Raw genomic sequence first — 1,551 nt, 5'->3', positions numbered from 1 at the left:
GTAAGAGCTTCCACTACCGCTCGGAGCAGCACCAAACACAATCATTTCTAGTTCGGGCTTAAGTGCTCTTCCGATCATGTCGGTTACATCATAATGCTCGCACTTGTAAAATCGAGCACCGCTTCTTTTGTAGTACAGCTTCTGAAAATTAGCCATGTGTGGCGCCTTAGTACTTGCAGGAATATAAGTGGCCGCATATCCAAAATTACTGGACTCTTCAATAATCTTATGTTTCACTCCGGTTATCCTAGGGCTAACCATCATTTCAGTTGACTCCTCTAAGAACTCCATGAATCCATTTAAGTCTTTAATTGGATTTTTTCGGTCTGCAGAACCCTTAGCCTTAGCGTCCATTTTAACGAAAATTCCCCAAACAATAATCCCACCTTGTGAGTTGGCGAAGCCTGATAATGCTTTCGAAAGAGCTTCTAAATCAAAGTTTTTGGTTTCTGTAATGGCTGTTGGATAATTTACTGTCTGAAACTCCATGGTAAGATTTTCCTCTTTACGCTCAGCAATATATCTATCAATCTCACTTGTCGTAATGTTTTCGAAAATCTCTTCTAAAGTCATAATCTATTATTCTTTTATCGCGAGGTTTAACTCATCCAACTGTTCTGTATCAAGTGCAGATGGTGCATCAATCATTACATCTCTCCCGGAGTTATTCTTAGGGAATGCAATATAATCTCGTATCGAATCCGAACCTCCAAACAAAGCACATAATCTATCAAATCCAAAAGCGATTCCTCCATGAGGTGGAGCTCCGTATTCAAAAGCATCCATCAAAAATCCAAACTGTTCTTTAGCATCTTCTGGCGAAAATCCCAAAAGATCAAGCATCAATTCTTGTTGTGCTCTATTATTTATCCGGATAGACCCTCCTCCTACTTCAACACCATTGATCACCATGTCGTATGCATTAGCTCTCGCCTTCTTTGGATCACTTGAAAGTAATTCTTTATCCTCGGCTAGAGGTGCAGTAAAAGGATGATGCATCGCATGATATTTATCCTCTTCCTCATCGTATTCGAATATTGGAAAGTCAACCACCCATAGACATGAAAATTTATCTTTTGGTCTTAGTTCCAATTTTGCGCCCATCTCCAAACGAAGTTCGCTCATTGCTTTCCGAGTACCAGTTTCTTTGCCTGCTAGTACCAAAATCAAGTCTCCTGGTTTGGCATCAAATAGGGCAACCCATTTTTTTAATTCATCTTCTGAATAGAATTTATCTACGGATGATTTTAACGTTCCATCTTCATTTACTTTCAAGTAAATCATTCCGGTTGCTCCGATCTGAGGACGTTTTACCCAATCAATTAATTGATCCGTTTGCTTACGTGTGTATCCTGCACAACCTGTTGCGTTAATCCCGACAACCAATTCTGCATCATCAAACACTTTGAACCCGACTCCTTTAACAACGTCATTCATGGTATGTAATTCCATTCCAAAACGAGTATCCGGTTTGTCATTTCCATAACGTTCCATCGCATCAGCAAAGGGCATCAAAGGAAATTTATCTAGGTCAATATTTTTTTCTTTTTT

2 protein-coding genes are annotated in these 1,551 nt (G+C 39.5%); both read right to left on the bottom strand.

The genetic code is table 11. The features are described from left to right. Positions 1-573: ATP-binding protein (locus HRT72_12120; GenBank protein ID NQY68449.1), on the bottom strand; the 573-nt coding region annotated here is incomplete at its 3' end. A 6-nt stretch (positions 574-579) separates the two neighbouring features. Next, positions 580-1,551: aspartate--tRNA ligase (locus HRT72_12115; GenBank protein NQY68448.1), on the bottom strand; the 972-nt coding region annotated here is incomplete at its 5' end.

The sequence above is a fragment of the Flavobacteriales bacterium genome, from assembly GCA_013214975.1.
Lineage (GTDB): Bacteria > Bacteroidota > Bacteroidia > DT-38 > DT-38 > DT-38.
This window is presented reverse-complemented; position numbering and strand designations above follow the sequence as displayed.